At 40.0% G+C, this 21155-nt stretch carries 27 protein-coding genes, 3 tRNA genes and 1 rRNA gene; 21 read left to right on the plus strand and 10 right to left on the minus strand.

What is annotated here, in order from left to right; translation table 11 throughout:
* From rrf to tsaD, 9 genes are all read left to right on the plus strand, one after another.
* Window positions 1-103 (plus strand): 5S ribosomal RNA (rrf, locus tag ASE42_RS13810); the annotation flags it as partial.
* A gap of 18 nt (window positions 104-121) precedes the next feature.
* Window positions 122-198, plus strand: a tRNA-Met gene (locus ASE42_RS13815).
* Window positions 199-202: 4 nt separating this feature from the next.
* Window positions 203-279, plus strand: a tRNA-Asp gene (locus ASE42_RS13820).
* 33 nt (window positions 280-312) lie between these two features.
* Window positions 313-389: transfer RNA gene (locus ASE42_RS13825), tRNA-Asp, on the plus strand.
* Window positions 390-661: 272 nt separating this feature from the next.
* Window positions 662-1639, plus strand: a complete 978-nt coding sequence (thiL, locus tag ASE42_RS13830; protein WP_056767473.1) for a thiamine-phosphate kinase — start codon at window positions 662-664, stop codon at window positions 1637-1639.
* A 13-nt stretch (window positions 1640-1652) separates the two neighbouring features.
* Complete coding sequence (gene tsaE, locus ASE42_RS13835; RefSeq protein ID WP_025092762.1) at window positions 1653-2129, plus strand: tRNA (adenosine(37)-N6)-threonylcarbamoyltransferase complex ATPase subunit type 1 TsaE; 477 nt, start codon at window positions 1653-1655, stop codon at window positions 2127-2129.
* The gene (tsaB, locus tag ASE42_RS13840; protein WP_025092761.1) at window positions 2110-2799 is read left to right on the plus strand and encodes a tRNA (adenosine(37)-N6)-threonylcarbamoyltransferase complex dimerization subunit type 1 TsaB; all 690 of its coding nucleotides are present in this window, start codon (window positions 2110-2112) and stop codon (window positions 2797-2799) included. Before tsaE ends, tsaB begins: the two co-directional genes overlap by 20 nt.
* Before the next feature lie 25 nt (window positions 2800-2824).
* Window positions 2825-3253 (plus strand): ribosomal protein S18-alanine N-acetyltransferase, encoded by a 429-nt coding sequence (gene rimI / locus ASE42_RS13845; RefSeq protein ID WP_024424460.1) that lies wholly within the window; start codon window positions 2825-2827, stop codon window positions 3251-3253.
* On the plus strand, window positions 3246-4274 hold the full coding sequence (gene tsaD, locus ASE42_RS13850; RefSeq protein WP_024426735.1) for a tRNA (adenosine(37)-N6)-threonylcarbamoyltransferase complex transferase subunit TsaD: 1029 nt from the start codon (window positions 3246-3248) through the stop codon (window positions 4272-4274). The genes rimI and tsaD overlap by 8 nt, the downstream gene beginning before the upstream one ends.
* 269 nt (window positions 4275-4543) lie before the next feature.
* Here tsaD and ASE42_RS13855 read toward each other — a convergent pair whose 3' ends face one another.
* Window positions 4544-6466 carry an ABC-F family ATP-binding cassette domain-containing protein gene (locus tag ASE42_RS13855; protein ID WP_056767476.1) on the minus strand — a complete coding sequence of 641 codons (1923 nt, stop codon included), beginning with the start codon at window positions 6464-6466 and terminating at the stop codon, window positions 4544-4546.
* 138 nt (window positions 6467-6604) lie between these two features.
* On the opposite strand from ASE42_RS13855, the gene moaC reads away from it, so the two are divergent.
* Genes moaC through tatC form a run of 4 tightly spaced genes read left to right on the plus strand, consistent with a single transcriptional unit; the run spans window position 6605 to window position 8737 of the window.
* On the plus strand, window positions 6605-7096 hold the full coding sequence (gene moaC / locus ASE42_RS13860; protein ID WP_024424463.1) for a cyclic pyranopterin monophosphate synthase MoaC: 492 nt from the start codon (window positions 6605-6607) through the stop codon (window positions 7094-7096).
* A 15-nt stretch (window positions 7097-7111) separates the two neighbouring features.
* On the plus strand, window positions 7112-7765 hold the full coding sequence (locus tag ASE42_RS13865) for a redox-sensing transcriptional repressor Rex (RefSeq protein ID WP_008355687.1): 654 nt from the start codon (window positions 7112-7114) through the stop codon (window positions 7763-7765).
* Between the two features lie 27 nt (window positions 7766-7792).
* Window positions 7793-7972: a twin-arginine translocase TatA/TatE family subunit gene (locus ASE42_RS13870; RefSeq protein ID WP_008355689.1), complete on the plus strand. Its 180-nt coding sequence runs from the start codon at window positions 7793-7795 to the stop codon at window positions 7970-7972.
* A 6-nt stretch (window positions 7973-7978) separates the two neighbouring features.
* On the plus strand, window positions 7979-8737 hold the full coding sequence (gene tatC / locus ASE42_RS13875) for a twin-arginine translocase subunit TatC (RefSeq protein ID WP_073204051.1): 759 nt from the start codon (window positions 7979-7981) through the stop codon (window positions 8735-8737).
* A 38-nt stretch (window positions 8738-8775) separates the two neighbouring features.
* Here tatC and ASE42_RS13880 read toward each other — a convergent pair whose 3' ends face one another.
* The 3 genes from ASE42_RS13880 to ASE42_RS13890 are packed head-to-tail and all read right to left on the minus strand — an operon-like array spanning window position 8776 to window position 10384.
* On the minus strand, window positions 8776-9402 hold the full coding sequence (locus tag ASE42_RS13880) for an NUDIX hydrolase (RefSeq protein ID WP_056767479.1): 627 nt from the start codon (window positions 9400-9402) through the stop codon (window positions 8776-8778).
* A 56-nt stretch (window positions 9403-9458) separates the two neighbouring features.
* Window positions 9459-9653: a YdiK family protein gene (locus ASE42_RS13885; RefSeq protein WP_003213897.1), complete on the minus strand. Its 195-nt coding sequence runs from the start codon at window positions 9651-9653 to the stop codon at window positions 9459-9461.
* Window positions 9650-10384, minus strand: a complete 735-nt coding sequence (locus tag ASE42_RS13890; protein ID WP_024424466.1) for a CPBP family intramembrane glutamic endopeptidase — start codon at window positions 10382-10384, stop codon at window positions 9650-9652. Before ASE42_RS13890 ends, ASE42_RS13885 begins: the two co-directional genes overlap by 4 nt.
* A gap of 230 nt (window positions 10385-10614) precedes the next feature.
* Here ASE42_RS13890 and groES point away from each other — a divergent pair, with 230 nt between their 5' ends.
* Together groES and groL are read left to right on the plus strand one after the other, a co-directional pair.
* On the plus strand, window positions 10615-10899 hold the full coding sequence (gene groES / locus ASE42_RS13895; RefSeq protein ID WP_024426730.1) for a co-chaperone GroES: 285 nt from the start codon (window positions 10615-10617) through the stop codon (window positions 10897-10899).
* 55 nt (window positions 10900-10954) lie between these two features.
* Entirely contained in the window at window positions 10955-12589 is a 1635-nt protein-coding gene (groL, locus tag ASE42_RS13900; protein ID WP_024424467.1) for a chaperonin GroEL, read from the plus strand.
* 482 nt (window positions 12590-13071) lie between these two features.
* Here groL and ASE42_RS13905 read toward each other — a convergent pair whose 3' ends face one another.
* On the minus strand, window positions 13072-13584 hold the full coding sequence (locus ASE42_RS13905; protein WP_025092756.1) for a DUF3231 family protein: 513 nt from the start codon (window positions 13582-13584) through the stop codon (window positions 13072-13074).
* A gap of 408 nt (window positions 13585-13992) precedes the next feature.
* Here ASE42_RS13905 and ASE42_RS13910 point away from each other — a divergent pair, with 408 nt between their 5' ends.
* Genes ASE42_RS13910 through ASE42_RS13920 form a run of 3 tightly spaced genes read left to right on the plus strand, consistent with a single transcriptional unit; the run spans window position 13993 to window position 15611 of the window.
* Window positions 13993-14445, plus strand: coding sequence for a MarR family winged helix-turn-helix transcriptional regulator (locus tag ASE42_RS13910; RefSeq protein WP_025092755.1), 453 nt, complete (start codon window positions 13993-13995; stop codon window positions 14443-14445).
* Window positions 14446-14466: 21 nt separating this feature from the next.
* Entirely contained in the window at window positions 14467-14985 is a 519-nt protein-coding gene (locus ASE42_RS13915; RefSeq protein ID WP_056767482.1) for a GNAT family N-acetyltransferase, read from the plus strand.
* A gap of 20 nt (window positions 14986-15005) precedes the next feature.
* On the plus strand, window positions 15006-15611 hold the full coding sequence (locus tag ASE42_RS13920; RefSeq protein ID WP_034622183.1) for an FMN-binding negative transcriptional regulator: 606 nt from the start codon (window positions 15006-15008) through the stop codon (window positions 15609-15611).
* Window positions 15612-15741: 130 nt separating this feature from the next.
* Here the strand turns inward: ASE42_RS13920 and ASE42_RS13925 are convergent, their stop codons facing one another.
* A complete protein-coding gene (locus ASE42_RS13925; protein ID WP_024426726.1) occupies window positions 15742-16278 on the minus strand; it encodes a lipoprotein in 537 nt (178 codons plus the stop codon).
* Between the two features lie 245 nt (window positions 16279-16523).
* Here ASE42_RS13925 and ASE42_RS13930 point away from each other — a divergent pair, with 245 nt between their 5' ends.
* On the plus strand, window positions 16524-16958 hold the full coding sequence (locus ASE42_RS13930) for a hypothetical protein (RefSeq protein ID WP_034622185.1): 435 nt from the start codon (window positions 16524-16526) through the stop codon (window positions 16956-16958).
* A gap of 30 nt (window positions 16959-16988) precedes the next feature.
* On the opposite strand, the gene ASE42_RS13935 is transcribed toward ASE42_RS13930, so the two are convergent.
* The 3 genes from ASE42_RS13935 to ASE42_RS13945 form a co-directional block, all read right to left on the minus strand.
* Window positions 16989-17339: a DUF4064 domain-containing protein gene (locus tag ASE42_RS13935; RefSeq protein WP_024424475.1), complete on the minus strand. Its 351-nt coding sequence runs from the start codon at window positions 17337-17339 to the stop codon at window positions 16989-16991.
* 138 nt (window positions 17340-17477) lie between these two features.
* Window positions 17478-17945, minus strand: a complete 468-nt coding sequence (locus ASE42_RS13940) for a hypothetical protein (protein ID WP_034622188.1) — start codon at window positions 17943-17945, stop codon at window positions 17478-17480.
* 123 nt (window positions 17946-18068) lie between these two features.
* On the minus strand, window positions 18069-18743 hold the full coding sequence (locus ASE42_RS13945) for a hypothetical protein (protein WP_034622189.1): 675 nt from the start codon (window positions 18741-18743) through the stop codon (window positions 18069-18071).
* A 209-nt stretch (window positions 18744-18952) separates the two neighbouring features.
* On the opposite strand from ASE42_RS13945, the gene ASE42_RS13950 reads away from it, so the two are divergent.
* Together ASE42_RS13950 and ASE42_RS13955 are read left to right on the plus strand one after the other, a co-directional pair.
* Window positions 18953-19321, plus strand: coding sequence for an RlpA-like double-psi beta-barrel domain-containing protein (locus ASE42_RS13950; RefSeq protein WP_024424478.1), 369 nt, complete (start codon window positions 18953-18955; stop codon window positions 19319-19321).
* A gap of 73 nt (window positions 19322-19394) precedes the next feature.
* A complete protein-coding gene (locus ASE42_RS13955; protein ID WP_034622191.1) occupies window positions 19395-20444 on the plus strand; it encodes a hypothetical protein in 1050 nt (349 codons plus the stop codon).
* Window positions 20445-20657: 213 nt separating this feature from the next.
* On the opposite strand, the gene ASE42_RS13960 is transcribed toward ASE42_RS13955, so the two are convergent.
* Complete coding sequence (locus tag ASE42_RS13960; protein ID WP_056767484.1) at window positions 20658-21029, minus strand: carboxymuconolactone decarboxylase family protein; 372 nt, start codon at window positions 21027-21029, stop codon at window positions 20658-20660.
* Between the last annotated feature and the right edge of the window lie 126 nt (window positions 21030-21155).

The following is a 21155-nucleotide window of genomic DNA, read 5'->3' on the forward strand; positions in this document are numbered from 1 at the left end:
GCGAAGAGGTCACACCCGTTCCCATACCGAACACGGAAGTTAAGCTCTTCAGCGCCGATGGTAGTTGGGGGTTTCCCCCTGTGAGAGTAGGACGCCGCCAAGCTTGTTATCTTTATATCATCGCGGGGTGGAGCAGTTCGGTAGCTCGTCGGGCTCATAACCCGAAGGTCGCAGGTTCAAATCCTGCCCCCGCAACCAAAATGGTCCGGTAGTTCAGTTGGTTAGAATGCCTGCCTGTCACGCAGGAGGTCGCGGGTTCGAGTCCCGTCCGGACCGCCATTTTTCAAAAGAATACNCCCCCGCAACCAAAATGGTCCGGTAGTTCAGTTGGTTAGAATGCCTGCCTGTCACGCAGGAGGTCGCGGGTTCGAGTCCCGTCCGGACCGCCATTTTTATGACTTGTAAACGAAAACGTATAGTTTCGTTTTTTTTATGTCTTTTTCTTTCTAGAAGTACCCAAGATGCAATGAAATGATGTGTGTTTGGCTACAATATAAGAAAGAAAAGATAGATTATTTCAACTCAGCCTGGTTTTTTCACACCAGGCTTTCTTTATATCATTTTTAGTTGGAACTGAGACTTATATTCGCTACACTAATACTAACTGTGTTTGACCTCATGTCTACTTAACCAATTGATTGCAAGAAGGGGCTGTCTTTTTATGGATGAATTTGATCTTATTCGCCGAATCACACCAAAAGATACATATCAGCGCTCTTTGATCATGGGCATCGGTGATGATGCAAGTGTTTATCAACCTCATTCACATTGTGAAGAGGTCGTTTGTGTTGATACAATGGTGGAGCATGTTCATTTTCGTTTTGACTTTTCAACACCATTTGAAGTTGGCTTTAAAGCACTGGCAGTCAATGTTAGTGACATCGCTGCAATGGGAGGGACCCCAAAATATTATCTTGTTTCAATTGCGATCCCGCCTCATGGTGATGAGACAATTGTTACGGAGCTTTACGAGGGAATGAAAGCGTTGGCTGACTCTTATCATATGGATTTGATTGGTGGAGATACAGTGGCCACCCGCAGTGACTTTGTCATTACCGTGACGGTCATTGGTGAGGTTTCAAAGGGAAAAGCTTGTTATCGTCACAGTGCTCAGACTGGAGACATTGTCTTTGTCACAGGTGAACTTGGTTCATCAGCTGCTGGGTTATCAATCTTAATGAACGAAGCAGCCCCTTCTAAGGCGGTCGATGCTGATTTTTTTCTTCAGCGTCATAAAATGCCTCAGCCTCATATTGCTGCTGGACACATTTGTTCAAGTTTCCCGCGTGTTACCTTGAATGATGTGAGTGATGGATTAGCGAGTGAGTTGAATGAGATAGCCGAAGCGAGCTGTGTGATGGTCGAGATAGAAGCTGATAAGCTTCCAATTCATCCAGATTTACAGGTGCTGCGCAAAGACTGGCTTGAATGGGTGTTGTTTGGGGGAGAAGATTTTGTTTTAACTGGTACGATACCAGAATGTGATTGGGAAAGCTTTGAATCGCAATGTCAAAAAGAAGGCATTCAGATCACACGTATTGGACAAGTCAAAGATGATCAAGCAGCCAGTGTTATGTTAAAAGACAATGATCAACAAACAATGTTAATGAAAAAAGGATATAATCATTTTAAGAAATGAGGTGACATCAACGGTGAAATTAACATGGACGACAAAAGGTGCGGATGAGACGAAACGAATTGCCGCTGCATTGGCCAAACTCGTGATACCAGGCGATGTATTGACATTAGAAGGAGATTTAGGTGCAGGTAAAACCACTTTTTCAAAAGGTTTTGCGGAAGGCTTAGGAATTACCCGTATCGTCAACAGCCCCACCTTTACAATTATTAAAGAATATACCGATGGCAGACTGCCACTTTATCATATGGACGTGTACCGCATGGAAGATGCAGAAGAAGAGATCGGCCTCGAAGAATATTTTGAGGGTGAAGGTGTATGCTTGGTTGAATGGGCACATCTTATTGAACCTCAATTGCCTTCTTCCTATTTAAAAATTGAAATGCTGAGAACAGAACGTGAAGAAGAACGGCATCTCACGTTTGATGCAAAAGGGGAGCGTTATGAGACCCTTTGTAAGGAGATGAAAAAATTTGACCATACTGGCCATTGATACATCAAACCATACACTAGGAATTGCTCTTGTAAGAGACTTCACTGTGATTGGGGAGAGCATTACGTATTTAAAAAAGAACCATTCCGTCCGAGCGATGCCTACTGTTGAAGCATTGATGAAAGAATGTGGTGTATCACCAAGCGAATTAAGCAAAATCGTTGTAGCAAAAGGACCTGGTTCTTACACTGGCGTCAGAATCGGTGTTACCATCGCAAAAACACTTGCGTGGACGCTGTCTATCCCGATATCAGCTGTTTCGAGTTTAGAAACACTTGCGGCAAATGGCCAATATTTTGATGGGTATATCTCACCTCTATTTGATGCGAGAAGAGGACAAGTTTATACCGGACTATATATGTTTGAAAAGGGTAAGATCAAAGAGGTAGAACCAGATCAAAATATCTTGCTCACGGATTGGCTTCATGAACTGAAGCAGACAGGAAAGCCTGTTCTATTTCTTGGACAAGATGTGCATCTTCATGAAGAGAGCATTCGCTCCATTTTAGGAGAAACGGCTGTACTGGCAGAGGGGACATTTCATAACCCAAGACCTTCAGTGCTTGCATTTTTAGGCGCAGATCGTCCTGCTGAAGATGTCCATCAGCTTGTTCCTAACTATATTCGTTTGGCAGAAGCGGAAGTGAAATGGCTTGAAGGACAAAAATAATCTTCACATAGCAGAGATACGACAAATGACAGTAGCGGATATTCCAGAGGTGTATACGATTGAAGTGCATTCGTTTACAGCGCCTTGGAAAAAGGAATCGTTTGTCTATGAGATTCTTCATAACCAATACAGCCATTATTTCCTCATTGAAGAAGATAAGCAGCCTGTTGGGTATTGCGGGGTCTGGATTGTCATGGACGATGCACAAATTACGAACATTGCGATTCTCCCTGAGCATAGAGGAAAAGGCTACGGGGAAGCATTGCTTCGATATGTCATGGAATTTTGCAAAGAAAAAAAGACAGATCATCTTTCTTTAGAGGTGCGGGTTTCAAATACACCAGCACAATCCCTCTATGAAAAGCTCGGTTTCAGACCAGCTTCTATTCGAAAGAATTATTATACGGATAATGGAGAAGATGCATTAGTCATGTGGGTGAATATAAATGAGTGAACAAACAGATCGATTCATATTAGGTATAGAAACAAGCTGCGATGAAACAGCTGCGTCCATTGTCAAAAATGGAAAGGAAATCGTGGCGAATGTGGTCGCCTCGCAAATAGACAGTCATAAACGATTTGGCGGAGTTGTACCCGAAATTGCTTCAAGGCATCACGTGGAGCAAGTCACCATCGTATTAGAAGAAGTGATGGCACAGGCGGGTATGAGCTTTAAGGATTTAGATGCGATTGCTGTCACAGAAGGACCTGGCCTCGTGGGTGCTTTGCTGATTGGTGTCAATGCAGCAAAGGCACTGAGCTTTGCCCATCAAATTCCTCTTGTTGGTGTTCATCATATTGCAGGGCATATTTATGCAAACCAGCTTGTTGATGAATTGGAGTTCCCATGTTTAGCTCTTGTTGTCTCCGGCGGACATACTGAGCTTGTTTTAATGAAGGAGCATGGATCTTTTGAGGTCATCGGAGAAACTTTAGATGATGCAGCTGGAGAAGCGTACGATAAAGTGGCCCGGACGATGGGTCTCCCGTACCCAGGCGGACCTCATATTGATCGGTTAGCACATGAAGGAGAGCCGACAATTAAGCTTCCTCGTGCATGGCTTGAAGAAGGGTCTTATCACTTTAGCTTCAGTGGTTTAAAATCAGCTGTGATCAACACGTTACACAATGCGTCACAAAAGGGAGAAACGATTGCCCCAGAGAATTTGGCCGCAAGTTTTCAAGCAAGCGTCATTGAGGTGCTTGTTGGGAAAACATTGAAAGCGGCTGAAGCCTATGGCGTGAAGCAGGTCGTTCTAGCTGGAGGAGTCGCTGCCAATAAAGGACTAAGAAAAGCTTTAACCTCAGCATTTACGAAGCTGCCAGAAGTGAAAGTCATTATTCCGCCATTATCTCTTTGCACAGACAATGCAGCCATGATCGCTGCCGCTGGAACCATTGCGTTTGAAAAAGGAATCAGAGGCGATATGGCGATGAATGGCCAGCCAGGGCTACCGCTAGTCTCATATGAATGAAAACTCCTGTGGATGACAGGGGTTTTTATTTTTTATGAAAGCGATTTATTCACATGTAAACGTTATATATCCACAATTGTTAGAAAATTTTGTTTTAAAATGAAGAGGATGTGTATAAATATGATCTTTTTTGTGGATATGTGATTAAAACTCTGTGGATAAAGTGGATAAGTCTAATGTATTTAAGAATAATCAAGAAGTTATTGTGGGTATCATTGTGGATAATAAATTTTCTTTGAAAGAAAAAAGAGTACCTTTTAGGGCACTCTTTAAGCTTCTGAAAGCTCTTCCCACTCCGCAAAAAGTGATTCCAGCTCTTGATTGAGCGTATCATTTTCTGTTTGAATGGATTGGACCTTCTCGTGATCTTGAAAAATATTAGGATCACATAGCAGCTGTTCATTTTCACCGAGCTTGTCTTCGACGACAGCAATGCGTTCTTCAATTTCTTCGATTCTGCGCTGCTTTTGTCTTTCTTTCTTTTTCAGTTCTTTTTCTTCCGCATAAGAAAGCTTTGCCTTTTCTGCTGGCTGTGCAGCTTGTTTTTTAAGCGGCTCATTTTCTTGAAGTGCTTCCAGCTCTAATTGTTCATTTTTCTTTTCAAGATAGTAGTCATAATCACCGAGATATTCTCTTGTTTCTGTAGGCGACAGCTCAAATACTTTCGTAGCAAGACGATTGATAAAATAACGATCATGCGAGACAAATAAGATGGTTCCTGGATAATCGATTAGTGCATTCTCTAAAATTTCCTTACTATCTAAGTCCAGATGGTTTGTCGGCTCATCAAGAATAAGAAAATTGGCTTTTTGGAGCATCAGCTTTGCCAGTGCAAGGCGTGCTTTTTCTCCACCGCTTAATGCATGGACAGGCTTTAAAACGTCATCACCGGAAAAAAGGAAGTTTCCTAAACATGTCCGAATTTCTTTTTCATTCATATGAGGATAGTCATCCCAAAGCTCATTGAGCACTTTTTTCGAGGATGTCAGTTTGGCCTGCTCTTGGTCATAGTAGCCGATCGTGACATGAGATCCAAAAGTGATGTCGCCTTTTACTGGTGTTAATGTGTTCGTTAACGTTTTTAAAAGGGTTGATTTCCCGATCCCGTTAGGACCAATGAGTGCCACACTATCCTCGCGTTTAATCTGAAAAGAAAGAGAGGATAGGAGCGGTGTTTTTTCATCATAACGAATATCGAGATCATGTACCTTCAGCACATCATTGCCGCTTTGTCTCGTAATATCAAAATGAAAGTTTGCGGATTTTTCGTCACCTAAAGGCTTATCTAAACGATCCATCCGTTCGAGCTGCTTGCGTCTGCTTTGAGCGCGCTTTGTGGTTGAAGCTCTTGCTAGGTTGCGATCCACGAAATCCTGAAGCTTTGAGATCTCTTCTTGCTGCTTTTCGTATAGTTTCATATCCCGCTCGAGCTGCTCTGCTTTCAGCTCAAGATACTTACTATAGTTCCCTGCAAACTTTTTCATCGAAGTTCTTGAGACTTCATAGACGTGGTTTACGACTTTGTCTAAGAAATAGCGGTCATGGGACACGATGAGAATGGCACCTGTATAATTTTGCAAATACTGCTCCAGCCATGATAAGGTATCAATATCTAAATGGTTGGTCGGCTCATCCAGAATTAAGAGTTCTGGTTTCATTAATAAGAGCTTTCCAAGCGCTAGACGGGTTTTCTGACCGCCGCTTAAGGATTGGACGGTTGTCTCATCTTCAAAATGACTAAAGCCGAGTCCATGTAGAATGGAGCGGACATCTGCTTCATATTGATAGCCGCCTTGATCTTTAAATTCCTGCTGCAGCCTGTCATAGGTTTTCATCAAGACATCCAGCTCAGAACCTGTGGAAGAAGCCATTTTCTCCTCAATGGTTCTCATCTCTTGTTCCATCACTTTTAAATGATCAAAAACCGATAATAATTCGTCCTTTAACGTACGTGTAGACGTCACATCGGTATGCTGTGCTAAATAGCCGATCGATAGGTCTTTTGGTTTGATGATCTCACCTTGCTCGTAAGACATTTGACCGGCAATGATTTTCAAAAGCGTGGATTTGCCTGCGCCGTTACGACCTACAATGGCAATGCGATCCCTTGCTTTGACTTCCAATTTTATATTCGTTAAAACGGTATCAGCGCCAAACGATTTGGACAGCTGATTCACTTGTAGAATCATCATGTAACTTCACCTCTGCTATAATATGTTAAGTGTAGCTTATCAGCAGTAAACCGGCAAATGTTACATACAATCGCCATATTCAAATGAAAGACAGATAGGAAAAAATAGTGTATCATTTGAGTGAGGGAGCGTTGAAAGATGAGTCAATTTAGCCACTTTAACGAACAGGGAAGAGCAAAGATGGTCGACATTAGTGACAAATCGTCTACAGTGAGAACCGCCGTTGCTGTTTCAAGTGTTCGTATGATAAAAGAAGTGTTTCATAAAATAGAGCAACGTGAAATTGGAAAAGGGGATGTGCTGTCTGTTGCACAGGTTGCTGGCATCATGGCAGCAAAGCAAACATCTACCATCATTCCAATGTGTCATCCGCTTGCACTAAAAGGCGTGGATATCTCCTTTCATTGGGAGGAAGACGGAAATGCGCACATCCTGAACATACAAGTGCAGGTAAAAACAAAAGGAAGTACGGGTGTGGAGATGGAAGCGCTCACTTCTGCTTCAGTATGTGCACTGACCGTTTACGACATGTGCAAAGCGATTGATAAAGGCATGATCATCGGTCCTACCTATCTAATTGAAAAGACAGGCGGGAAAAACGGTGATTTTCACAGAGCATCTGATATTTAAGTTGGAGGACCTTATATGAATATAGATCAGTCAAAAATTCCACAAGCGACAGCCAAACGTTTGCCGCTATACTACCGTTTTTTAAAAAATCTGCATGCATCAGGAAAACAAAGGGTGTCATCAGCAGAGCTTAGTGATGCAGTCAAAGTGGATTCTGCTACCATTCGCCGAGATTTTTCGTACTTTGGTGCACTTGGGAAGAAAGGGTACGGCTATAATGTCGATTATCTCTTGACCTTCTTCAGAAAGACCCTTGACCAAGATGAAATGACCAATGTCATGCTCATCGGTGTCGGGAATTTAGGGACTGCCTTTTTACACTATAATTTCATAAAAAATAATAATACAAAAATTTCAATGGCTTTTGACGTCAATGAGAGTAAAATAGGAAGTGAGATAGGCGGCGTGCCTGTCTATGATTTGGATAAGCTTGAAGAGCATGTTCAAGAGGTAGGAGATATCCCTGTTGCGATTTTGACAGTACCTGCCGTAGCAGCTCAATCCATTACAGATCGTTTGATTGCCCTTGGCATCAAAGGAATCCTTAACTTTACGCCGGCTCGATTGAATGTGCCGGAACACATTCGAATTCATCATATAGATTTGGCGGTTGAACTTCAGTCTCTTGTGTATTTCTTAAAGCATTACTCTGTTACGCAGGAGGACTGACGAAAAGGGGTAAAGGGGGTGGAGCAAATGGGTCCGATCGGTCCTGGGAGTTTGATTCTGATTGCGATTGTAGCGCTCATTATTTTTGGGCCGAAAAAGCTTCCTGAATTAGGAAGAGCAGCAGGAGATACATTACGTGAATTCAAAAATGCCACAAAAGGCTTAGCTGATGATCAGGAAGAAAAAAAGAAAAAAGAAGATCAGTAGAATAGGATGAGCTTCATGAATGTCAAAGATATGCCGCTTATGGAGCATATTGTGGAACTGCGAAAACGTTTAGTGATCATTGCGATGTTTTTTGTCGCCTTTATGGTGGCTGGTTTTTTTCTCGCTAAGCCGGTCATTGTGTATTTACAAAATACCGATGAAGCGGCAACACTTACGCTGAACGCATTTAAGCTTACAGATCCACTGTACGTGTTTATGCAGTTCGCATTTGTCATTGCTTTGGTTTTGACGTGTCCCGTTATTTTATATCAGCTGTGGGCGTTTGTGAGTCCAGGCTTATATGAGAAAGAAAGAAAGGTGACACTTGCTTACATTCCGATTGCACTGCTTTTATTTTTGAGCGGTGTGGCTTTCTCTTATTTTATTTTGTTTCCGTTTGTCGTCGACTTTATGATGCGAATGTCGAATGATTTAAATGTAGAGCAAGTCATTGGGATTCATGAGTATTTTACATTTCTGATGCAGTTAACACTTCCATTTGGCTTTTTGTTTCAGATGCCCGTCGTGTTGATGTTTCTCACAAGACTTGGCATCATCACACCGATGTTTTTATCAAAAATACGGAAGTATGCCTATTTTGTCCTCCTTGTCATTGCCGCACTCATTACACCGCCAGAGCTTGTTTCTCACCTCATGGTCACCTTGCCAATGCTCGTTTTATATGAAGTGAGCATTATCATTTCAAGAGTGACCTACCGCAAAATGCAGCAAACAGAGGAGAAAGAAAGTCATTATGTCTCATAAAAAAGCATCATGATCCAATGAGGATCACGATGCTTTTTCTATTGTGAAAGAAATTGATTGATCGCATGAAAGAGGTGCTCATAATAGGCGTGCTCATGCTGGACAAAATCATGAACACCCACTTCGATGCTTTCTTCACGTCGTTCTTCGTTTGCATCAACTTGAAAGCCCTCGATTCGAATTCTTTCACAAGTTCCTGTCAACAGCTGCTGTGCATCAAGCAGCTTGGCTCTGTACAGACCAGCGACTTCTTCTTTCTGTAGATAAACTTCCATGTACTTTTCTTGATACATATAAAGGTACACATGGCAGAACTCACGGTCGATAAACGGAGGCATATGGATTTCATCCTGTATGACACCTGCAAAGGTGAGGTCCTCAAAATGGATGGAAAGACCAAGCTCTTCTTCTACCTCTCTTAAGCCACCAGAAGGCTGTTCATCTGCGAGAAGATGGCCCGCTGCGGTGATATCAAACAGAGAAGGAAAATCCTTTTTTGCGGGACTTCTTAGCTGAAAATAGAGATATACGGTGCCATGCTCTTTTTTAAGAAGCCAGAAATGAAATGTTTCATGCCAAAGACCTTGGGCGTGGACATCTGAACGAGCGGCAGCTCCAATCGTTTCATGTTGATCATTGAAGATGCGAAGTTTTTCATGTTCCATAAAGATACATCCTCCATAAAAAAACCATTTTCCAACCGCGGAAAATGGTTTTTGATTTATTTTTGCTGCTGTTTTTTGAGTTTGACAGAGAAGGCAAACATTTTAAGCGCGATATTGATATTATAGGCCGCAAACACCATCAGCAAAATGCTGTAAAATGACCACATGTCACCTGGGTTTTGAATGGCCATATAGGTGAAAGCGACACCTACGGCAAAATAAATGATGCCCCATACGACTGGGTTTCTCATGAGAAAAAGCCTCCAATAATCATTTGCATGGTTTGAGATTGTTCTTCAATCATTTTTTTCACTGGCTCAATCTGCACAAGAACAACAAGTGAATTCATCAGCATATGAGCGCCGATTGGAACAATGATTCGTTTTGTTTTCGCATATAAAAAGGCAAAGGTAAAGCCCATTGCGGTATAGAGCAAGATATGGGGAAAATCATAGTGTACAGCAGCGAAAACCACTGAACTGGCAAGTGCTCCAATGAAGAAATTCGTTTTTTCATAAATCACACCAAAGATGATTTTACGGAAAATGATTTCCTCTAAGATTGGACCAATCAGGGCGATGACGATCACAAGCCAAGGAACGGCATCCATAATGGATAAAATGGTTTGCGTATTTTCTGACTCACGGCCAATGCCGAATGCATATTGTTCAATCGCCCCCGCAATCGATTGTGCAAAGAGAGAAAGAAAGAAACCGCCAATGATCCATGCGATAGCAGAACCGATTGAAACTGGCGCTTCATTTCGCAGTGAAGCTTTTGGGACGGTTCGAAGGATGAGCAGAATAATGATCAATCCGATACAAAAACTGATGATTGTCCACGTTCCTGATAATTTTGAAAGCTCTGTTTGAGTCATCGGTGATTGAATGAATCCCAGCCATTTCATAATGAGCACATAAGGAAACGCAGAAACCTGCACCAATATATACGTTAAGATGATGTACCAATATTGTTTTTTCAAGTAACGAAAACCCCTTTACTAAAAGAACTAGATTTATTGTAACACAAGTCTCCTTTTTCGATGAAAAGGAAAGAATCTGAGACCAAAAAAGAATCGTGAAAGCGTAAAAATTTTTAAAGGTTTTCACTTGAAATTGCAGAAGACATTCTTTATTATAATAAATGTGTTAGCACTCGCTGGTGATGAGTGCTAAAAAAGACTACATATAAAAATTGAGGAGGTTGTTTCTTATGTTAAAGCCATTAGGCGATCGCGTAATCATTGAACTCGTTGAATCTGAGGAAAAAACCGCTAGCGGTATTGTTTTACCGGATTCTGCAAAAGAAAAACCGCAAGAAGGTAAAATTGTTGCAGCAGGTTCAGGGCGTGTACTTGAAAGTGGTGAGCGCGTTGCGTTAGAAGTAAGCACAGGCGACCGCATTATCTTCTCAAAATATGCAGGCACTGAAGTGAAATATGAAGGCAAAGAATATTTAATCCTTCGTGAGAGCGACATTTTAGCTGTCATTGGTTAATCACATAAAAAACATTGAGATAAATTTTTAAAAAGACTGAGGAGGTTTCGTAATTATGGCAAAAGATATTAAGTTCAGTGAAGAAGCACGTCGCGCGATGTTACGCGGTGTAGATGCACTTGCAGATGCTGTAAAAGTAACTTTAGGACCTAAAGGACGTAACGTGGTTCTTGAGAAAAAATTCGGTTCTCCACTTATCACAAATGATGGTGTAACGATCGCAAAAGAAATCGAATTAGAAGATGCATTTGAAAACATGGGTGCAAAACTTGTGGCTGAAGTTGCAAGCAAAACAAACGACGTAGCTGGTGACGGTACTACGACTGCAACAGTTCTAGCTCAAGCGATGATCCGTGAAGGTCTGAAAAACGTAACAGCTGGTGCAAACCCTGTTGGCGTTCGTAAAGGGATCGAAGAAGCAGTGAAAGTAGCACTTGAAGGCTTGCACGAGATTTCTAAACCAATCGAAGGCAAAGAATCAATTGCTCAAGTTGCAGCTATTTCTGCAGCAGATGAAGAAGTCGGCAGCCTAATCGCTGAAGCGATGGAACGCGTAGGTAACGACGGAGTTATCACAATTGAAGAATCTAAAGGATTCACAACTGAGCTAGAAGTGGTTGAAGGTATGCAATTTGACCGCGGATATGCTTCACCATACATGGTGACTGATTCTGATAAGATGGAAGCAGTTCTTGAAAATCCTTACATCTTAATCACTGATAAAAAAATCACAAACATTCAAGAAATCCTTCCTGTACTTGAGCAAGTTGTACAACAAGGAAAACCATTATTGCTTATTGCTGAAGATGTAGAAGGCGAAGCACTTGCAACTCTTGTTGTGAACAAACTTCGTGGTACATTCAACGCAGTAGCAGTAAAAGCTCCTGGATTCGGTGATCGTCGTAAAGCAATGCTTGAAGACATCTCTGTTCTAACTGGCGGAGAATTAATCACAGAAGACCTAGGACTTGACCTGAAATCAACTGAAATCGGTCAGCTTGGCCGCGCGTCTAAAGTTGTTGTGACAAAAGAAAACACAACAATCGTAGAGGGCTCAGGAGATTCTGCTCAAATCGCAGCACGTGTGAACCAAATCCGTGCTCAAGTAGAAGAAACAACTTCTGAATTCGATAAAGAAAAATTACAAGAACGTCTTGCAAAACTAGCTGGCGGCGTCGCTGTCATCAAAGTTGGTGCTGCAACTGAAACAGAACTAAAAGAGCGTAAACTACGCATCGAGGATGCACTGAACTCAACTCGTGCAGCAGTTGAAGAAGGTATCGTATCCGGTGGTGGTACAGCACTTGTGAATGTATACAACAAAGTCGCTTCAATCGAAGCAGATGGTGACGTTCAAACAGGTGTAAACATCGTTCTACGTTCTCTTGAAGAGCCAATTCGTCAAATCGCTCACAACGCAGGTCTTGAAGGATCCGTTATCGTTGAGCGCTTGAAAAACGAAGAAATTGGCGTAGGCTTCAACGCAGCAACAAACGAATGGGTAAACATGATCGAAAAAGGAATCGTTGACCCAACAAAAGTAACTCGCTCTGCACTTCAAAACGCAGCTTCTGTAGCAGCAATGCTTCTAACAACTGAAGCAGTCGTTGCTGACAAACCAGAAGAAGGCGGCTCAGGCGGCGGAATGCCGGATATGGGCGGCATGGGTGGAATGGGCGGCATGATGTAATCAGGGTTTCAAAACCTTGTTATATCAACGTCTGAAATTAACTATAGGAGAAGGCCTTTCATCAGTTTGCAAAACTGTTGGAAGGCCTTTTCTTCCATATTAACAGTCATTTGAGCATAGATATTCCTCATAGTATGACTAACCTTGTTGATTAAATAGAAACTTTGAACGGGGGAAAATCCGTCTTGATGCTGCATTTGCAAGGACTATAATAGAGAAAAAACCACTGGTTAGTTGCTATCAATGTTTACACAACCTATAGTAATAGGAGCTTTTAAATCTGAGGAAGATATTTTTAGGTATATTAAAGGAATTGATCTTCTATTGCTGATGATGTTGGCTCAAAGGCAATCGATGGGAATGGCAAAAAATAGTGACTGTAGAGAGAGTGAAGGAGAGTTCAATTTGTAGAAAGTTTAAAGATTAGCAAGAAAAGAGTAAACCCTAAAGCGTCTACTCTTTCATGTTTAATCATCTTATGATTAACAGTCTTCTGCTTTGCTATGATGAAGAGGTGGTGGAATTAACCATCCTTTTTCTTTGTTAAGTCTAAGGACTTTTGCTCCAAGTGCTGCCTTTTGAATATGAAACTGTCCAAACATCATAGCAATGTCTTCTCGAATTGATTGACCCATAATTGTGCTACACGATACTAATCCTGACGCAATGTTAGCCGAAAGACCAGCGGCTATTTCTGGATCTTGAAAACGTGCCCCTACTGGAATATCGTCTATACAAGCTTTAGGTCGTTCAGGAGGTGTTGGAGGTAAGCCAATTCCATTTTCTTTTAATAAAGTTTCAATTTCTTTGATTTCTTGTTGCCCACCCTGAATAGCTTCTTCAATTAATTTTTGTAAGTCTTCGTCACCTGCATGGTTTAAGTGGGTTTGATAACCAGCAATTAAACCTTTAGCTACCATCAAGTAAGACCATGTACCAAACACTTCACCATAGTGCATAGGTTCATCCGTTGGATTTCCACTTAAAATTCCCATTGTCATCCTCCCTAATTGTAAAATATTCATTAAGCGACCTCCCTTTCTTGACGATTGGTCACCTTTTTATAGTTCCTACATTAAACCAATATATTCATCATTTTAATGATGGTTGTTAAAGGTAAAATTCTAATTTTAAACTATGTGGACTCTAACGAATAATGGCTAATAAAACTGGAGAGGTTATGTTATAAAAAGAGGCAGCTTGCATAAAGGGAAATTATCTTCTAGCAACGAATATATCGTTATTTTTGTAAACGGTTACCACTATTATAGGAACGAGGGAAATAAAGAAAATGAAAAGAACACTTTCTAAATGAAGGTGTTTTTTTATTGTGTTTACAACAAAAATAAACTATAATGTTGTTGTGTATTATGTTGTAAATGCAATAAAAGGAGTCGTGATAAATGAGAGAGATTTTACGAGAGATTGGCGTCATCGCTCGGGCGCTTGATTCTATAAGTAATATTGAATTTAGAGAGTACGATTTAACGAAGGGGCAGTATTTGTATCTTGTGCGTATTTGTGAGGAGCCTGGTATCATTCAGGAAAAGCTGGCGGAAATGATTAAAGTGGATCGAACTACGGCGGCTCGGGCTATCAAAAAATTAGAACTGAATGGGTTTATTGAGAAAAAAGATGATCGTGTGAATAAAAAAATCAAAAAGCTGTTTCCAACTGAAAAAGGGGAAGCGGTCTACCCAATGATTAAACGAGAACATGATTATTCGAATCAAGTGGCGCTGGATGGGTTTTCTAAGGAAGAAGCGGAACAGATTTATGAGTATCTTCTCAGGGTGCGAAAGAATATAGAAAAGGACTGGGAAGGTGTGAAAAAAGGGATAAAGAGAGACTACTAATAAATAAGGAGGGACGACTTTATGAGCGTCACTTTCATTCGGTGCAATGAACAACATGTAAAGGAGCTTCAGAAAATTGGAACCGATACATTTATAGAAACCTTTCTGGATCAAAACAAAGTGGAACATATCGAAGCGTACGTGAAGACAGCTTTTCACCTAAACCAGCTGTTAAAGGAATTACAGCACCCTTCTTCACAGTTTTATTTTGTTCAAGTGAATGGGGAAGTAGCTGGTTATTTGAAGATCAATATGGATGATGCCCAAACAGAAGAGATGGGGAGTGAAGCGTTAGAGATTGAAAGAATTTATATCAAGCAGTCCTTTCAAAAGCAAGGATTAGGCAGATATTTAATCGATCAAGCCATTGAAATTGCGAAAAATCATCATAAACAGGATGTTTGGCTTGGGGTGTGGGAGCACAATAAAGCGGCCATCGCTTTCTATCAAAAGCTTGGGTTTGTTCAAACAGGGGTGCACGCTTTTCTCATGGGGGACGAAGAGCAAATGGATTTCATTATGACCAAAACATTGAGCTGATCAAAAAGGAGGAAGGGTACATGCATATCCCATCATTTTTTCGAGTGAAAGATATGGAGAAAATCAAATCATTTATTCAATCTCATTCATTTGCTACAGTTGTGACGACAATGAATGAAAAGCCCATTGCGACACATATTCCAGTGAGTTTTCATCAAGTTGGAGATTCGTATGTGATCTCAGGGCATATGGCGATTGGGAATCCTCAGTGGAAAACGTTTGAAGAGAGCGAGAAGACGCTCGTCATCTTTCAAGGCCCGCATGCCTACATATCTTCTTCATGGTATGAAAAAGAAGCAGTACCAACATGGAATTACCAGGCTGTTCATGTTTATGGAAAGGCGGAACTGCTTGAAAAATCGGAACTGGTTAAGGAATTAACCACAATGCTGGAGACATACGAAAGTCACAGAGAACAGCCGGTGCTATGGGATACGTTGTCTGAGGAACTGTTAGAGAAGCAAATGAAAGGCATTGTAGGCTTTAAGATCATCATTGATGAAGTTCAGGCTGCTTTTAAATTAAGCCAAAATCGCCACGAAAGGGATTATATCCGCATCATTGAACAGCTGGAAGCAGAGGATGAAGTGGAAATGGCTGAGGAGATGAAAAAGAGTTCCATTTAAGAGACTTCTCGAAAGATTAGTTAATAAAAAGAATGAAACGTTACTTATAAACAAAAACACTTTCTTCTAGGAAAGTGTTTTTTAGTGGTGATAAAAAAAGCCCTCATCATTCAAGGGCATGAGTGAAAGTTTATTTTACTTTTACTGTGAAAGTCACGTCTTTACTATTCATGTAATCGTCAGTTGTGACATTTCCAAATTTCAGCTTTAATTCTTTGATGTTTTTGATGTTGATCTCTTTGCCTTCAGGAGCTAAGAATTGAATAACACCATCTTGTTTAACGCCACCTTCAACTTCGCCACCAATATCACCGTCAGTCATAAACATATTCGCATCTAATTGCATGCTTCCAGCTACAACTTTACCTTGATCTGGATAGAAGTTTAGAACTTTATCTGTCGTATTTTCGATATTCATTCCAACATTGATTCTATCCTTCATAATTTTAATTTCGCCAAGGTTTACTTTCATTCCTTGAGCAGTTGTTTTGTGTTTGCTCGCATTTATTTTCTTTGAACCATCGTCTTTTTTGTTTTTTGATTGTGTTTTTGTGCTTGTAGACTCTTTTTCTTTAGATGCACCTGTAGACACATCTTCTGTTGAGCCGCAAGCAGCCAGTGTAAATGTTAGCCCTAAAGCTAAAAATAAAGCATAGAATTTCTTCAAAATGAAAATCCCCTTTTGTTTAATTTATATAAGCGCCATGTGCTTATACATTGACCACGACTATTATAATAGGACAAAAGTACTTTCAAATCAACAAAAAATGATAAAAATAGAAAATAATTGTTTTGGAGTGTTTTTTTATAAACCAGTTAGCTTAAAATTACATAAAATCCACTTCTTGTGACTTAAAACGAACTTGAATTTCCTTATAATAGAATTATTATAAGGGATTGGGAGTGATTGAGATGGAAGGTTCGTCAATCAAGACGGTTAATAGAGAGGATCAACATGAATTCTTGTTTCTGAATATATCTTCAAATACAGTTGGAGCTCTTTCAAAGGAATCTGCTGAGAGGATTCTAAGTGATAGGGATACCGATGAAATACACCAATTGATGTATGTTCCTATTGAAAATCATGAAGACCTCAAATGGCTGATTCATTCTTTGCATAAAGCCATCATGGATGAAAAAGATGTACGTGTCGTTCTTGAATTGGCTGATCTACTCTATTTCTTTGTTGTCCCTGCTTACAAAGAAGAATTGATGAGCCAAGAAGATTTGTCACACATGGTGAATGATATATTATTTATGTTGGATCTTTGGACAGATGAAAACATAATAGAGTTAGTTGATGCGATTCAATATGAATTACAAAGAGTAGAGAGAAAAGGCTTGTAGAGCAATCTCTACAAGCTTTATTCTCTATTCTTATGCAGTTGTGTTATTGACGACAGGCTCTTTTCTAAACACGCCCATGCAGCCTGCAATGATGATTAATACAGCTGGAAGGATGAAGAACATAGAAATAGAAATAATGCCGCCTACAGCAGATACTAATAATAAAATTCCACCAAGCTTTGCTTTTTTCTTTACGATGACAGATGCGACAATGGCAAGAATAGAGAAAAGCATTGCTGCCCAGCCTAATCCTGTAATTTCACTCGTACCTGAATCGCTAAATGCTGCATCGATTCCTCCGAAAGCAAGAGCAAACATTGCACCGAAAAATCCAAAAATACCTCCAATTAAACCTAAAACAAATTCTGTTGTTCTTTTCATCATACTTTCCTCCAATATGTAAATAAGAATTATTGGTACTTAAGAACCAACACAATCTTACTAATCGGCATTCTTTTCATAAAGTTAATAGTTTTGTTAAAAAAAACAAGAAAATCCATAAAGGATTTTCTTGTCCAATTATTGGGCTCTTTCCCAAGTGATTTTTGTTTCATTTGTTGTTTTCTTTCCTTTTGCGAGCACTTTGCCGTTTTTTTGTTTCACGGTGATGTTTAGGTCATAAAAGGAATAGAGGGCGCCGAGGCTGTCATTTTCCGGTTTATGAAGATTGTTTTCTTTTTCAGTGGATGCTCCAATGGCCAGCGTTTTTGCAAAGTTTAAACCGATGACTTCAGCGTAATCACTATTGGTATCAGAGGAAGCCGTTACGTTTAAAGAAATGACTTTTTTCTTTTGATCCACGGTGATGTCAGTGTCTTTGATGAGCTTAGACTGCTCCATTACTTCTTTTGTTTCTTTTTGAATGCGCTCATTAATCGTAGGAAGTGCCTTAGATTCTGGTTTTTGTTCTTTTGTCGTATTTGAGCAAGCTGCTAGAATGGAGAGACTTGCAACTAGACTCATGAAAACAAGTAGACTTTTTTTCACGTTCGTTCTCCTTTTTTCTTCGAATGATGTATGTTTATGTTACCACGAATCCTTGTTTTGATTAAAAGAGAAGTGTTGATAAGCTGTGAACAATAAAAAGCACCCAAGGAGGGTGCTTTTTTCTTATTGTGCTGAAAGGCTTGTACTTAATGGGATAGAAGAAATGACGGTGAATTTAGGAGCTGCGGCACCGGATTCTAAATTTTTACGTAAAAGTGACGATTTGATTGACCCGTCCCAATTTTTATAGACACTTCCTGATGTATTTGCACGAAGCTGTACATTCGAAAAGCTTGCTTGTGAATAGCTGTTTGCTCCATTATCCTGTACGCCATGTACCATTTTGACAACATCAAGGTTTTTCAGACGGCTAGGGTTGTAAACAGGCTGCTTATAGCGCAGTTTCCCATTGACATATAGTGACACCGTACCATCACCATTGTTGATGAGCTTTAAGTTGACACGTGCGCCATCTTTAATACTTGTATCGTATTCGCTGTTCCAGTATTTACTGCCGCCTTGTGAGCCGCTGCCTAGAAAAACCTTGTAGCCAGAAGCCGTTTTTGAAATACCGCTCTCTACAACGGCAGAGCCGAGACCGAGATACCAATCAGCATAACCGTTTTTAATGGTGGCTGTTTTCGGAAGGACAATATCAGCAGAGATACCTGACCATTTGGCTTCATCTGTTTGCGTCACAATGGCGCCGTGACGAGGACTAGCCGCTGAGGCAGGAAGACTTGAAAACATCAAAACGAAGGCCAAACTTACAATCAAAACGGTGAAACACTTTTTCATGAAAATTCCCCCTTAAATTTGATTCACTTTTATTATATAAAATGAAGGAGGGGGACAGCTTACAATGTTCTGACTGTTTTTGGTAGTATTTATGAACTTAATCGGTCATAAAGTGGTCAACTTGTATTTGAATTGTAATGTGTCTGTAAAATAACTGGGTTCATCTTCATGTATAATGAGTGCAGAAACCAAAAACGGAGGATTTCTTAATGAATAAAAAGCTTATCACGACAATCGTAACAGTAGCTAGTTTATTTTTAGCATTCAGTTTCTCACATGGAGCAAGTGCAAAAAAAGTAAGCGGCAATATTACTTGGTATAATGGTGTCGGCAAAAAAGGCGCAGATGGAAAAAAACTCGGTCATTGGGATGCAGCAACTAAAATGGGCTTTGACGTACCGAAAAAAGGTACAAAACTAAGAGTGACAACAAAAGCGAAACCACATAAAGTGATTACAGTATATAAATATGATGTAGGCAGAATGCCAAATGCTGTACTAGACGTAAGTCCAAAAGCATTCAAAGCACTTGGGTATAAAACAAGTAAAGGTGTCGTAAAAGGGCATTACACTTATTAATACATAGGCATGCAAAGAAGCGGGAAAAGTTCATTTTCTGGCTTCTTTTCTTGTAGAGAGGGTCTGAAAGGCAATGAAAAAATCAACATGGTGGATCATCACAGTCATTGGCGTCGCAGTGATTGCAGCAGTTATTTTCTTCATGATGAAGCCTGAGCAAGAGGCGAAACATACAGGAAAAGTCAAAACAAATCAAGATGCAAAAGACGAATTGCTCGTTTCATTTACAGATCAAAAGTTAAACAATACTTATTACTTGCATGATCGGGCGCTTCATACGGAGAAACTGACAGCATATCCTTCGATTGCTTATGATTCTACGAAACAAGTTTTATATTACACGTATACGGATGAAGACACGCAAAAGGTGAGTATTCGGGAATTAAATGTGAAATCTGACGAAGAAAAAACACTGTTTACGAGTGACGATTCTATCGACAGTATGAGGCTGTCTGGTGACGGAAAGAAGTTATTTCTAAGGTATAACAAGGATTCTGGAGAGCAATTTTATGTCGCATCTTTTGATTTGAAAACACACAAAATGAAAGAGCTGTATCCGGAAAAAAGCAAGGATGATACGGTGAGTTCTTTTGCATATGATCCGACTTCGAATGATTTGGCGATCCAGCATTATTCTTTAAAAGAAGATTATCAAAAAACCGATGAAGCAAATGAAAAGGGCAGAGATCCTGAACCAACAACCATGAAAATCACCCTTCAAACAGGTAAGAAGGGGAAACGCATTGCACGTATCTCACAAACGATCAATGATATTTCATTTTCTCCAGATCATAAGAAATTGATTTATACAGAAGTAAAGGTTCGTAAAGAAAAAGAAATATCCTCGATTAAGTTGCTTGATGTAGAAACAGGAAAAACAACGACACTCGTTAAAAACAGCCAGAATGTCCATATTTTAAGTGCTGCACAGCCGCAATTTTCTACGGACGGGTCGTCTGTTTATTTCTTAGGTGTTGCAAAAAACGCAGAAGAATTAAAGGATGACACCGGACGAAAGGCGAAGGTAAGAACGATTTTTGAATACAATATGAAGAAGAAAACGGTGGAAGCCGCTTGGGAGAAGGATGGCGGAATTGTTAACAATTTCACTGTCAATCGATAAAGGAAACGTTCAGTTATTTATATAACTGGACGTTTTTTTATTTTGTCACTTGAATGCTGGAGAAATGGTGGATTTATAGATGGAAAATCAGTTTTTAAGCAGTGATACGAGGGCTATTTTCATATATTGCTTATGTGACAGAAGAAAAGAAAAAGAGTAATATGAGTGAACATAAAAAAACGAGAGGACTGATGACATCTCGTTTTCTCTGTTTTATTTGTTTTCATCTAATAAGTTTTGAAAGATAAACAGGGCATTAATGGAGTGAGGGAAGCCAGCAACCTTTGTACAGTGTTTAATAATCTCCATAATCTCTATAACAGAAAGTCCGATATGTAATGCTTGTTCAAAATGAGTCTTTAACTCTTCATCACAATTGCCTTTTGTGATGAGGGAAGATAATGTGCTGATGGCCTTTTGTTTTTCATCTAATATGAAGTGATTGAATTCTTTTTGTTCACTGAGTTCAATGGTTAGTTGTTCAATGTTTGACCGAATGCTCTCGTTTTCATAAATTGAAAGCTTCTCTCTGTTACCTGCCGCTGTTTCTTGTTTGACCTGGCAAGTCTCTTTTTCTTCATTCAAATTGAACTCCTCCGTTTTTTATCGCAATTTTCCATTTGTTCGTTCATTATGGCTTATGTGCCTTTTGATAGATGTAATGGGTATATAGTAGTATTATCGGTTGCTGCGTCAACTTTTTAAGTATGG

Source organism: Bacillus sp. Root920 (genome assembly GCF_001429445.1).
Lineage (GTDB): Bacteria > Bacillota > Bacilli > Bacillales > Bacillaceae > Bacillus > Bacillus safensis.